The organism is Ruegeria sp. MALMAid1280, from assembly GCF_049195285.1.
Classification (GTDB): domain Bacteria; phylum Pseudomonadota; class Alphaproteobacteria; order Rhodobacterales; family Rhodobacteraceae; genus Ruegeria.
On record NZ_JBMIRT010000002.1, the window covers coordinates 1 to 451 of the forward strand.

Below are 451 nucleotides of genomic sequence, written 5' to 3' on the forward strand. Positions count from 1 at the left end.
GCCGCGGGTGGTGCCGGCGGGCGAACCCAAACGGATGCCCGACGTGATGGTCGGTTTTTCCGGGTCAAACGGCACGCCGTTCTTGTTGCAGGTGATATGCGCCCTGCCCAGAGCCTTTTCGGTGGCGTTGCCCTTGACGCCTTTGGGGCGCAGGTCGACCAGCACCACATGGGTGTCGGTGCCGTGGGTGACGGTGTCCAGGCCGCCCTTGATCAGTTGATCCGACAGCGCCTGCGCGTTGACCACGACCTGCTTGATATAGTCCTTGAACGCCGGCTGCAGCGCCTCGCCGAAGGCCACGGCCTTACCGGCGATCACATGCATCAGCGGGCCGCCCTGAATGCCGGGGAAGATGGCCGAGTTCACTTTCTTGGCGATCGCCTCGTCATTGGTCAGGATCATGCCGCCGCGCGGACCGCGCAGGGTCTTGTGCGTGGTGGTGGTCGCAACA

At 64.7% G+C, this 451-nt stretch carries 1 pseudogene; it reads right to left on the bottom strand.

From position 1 onward, the window contains the following. Positions 1 to 451: pseudogene (glyA, locus tag ACOQFT_RS00010) on the bottom strand (serine hydroxymethyltransferase); the annotation flags it as partial.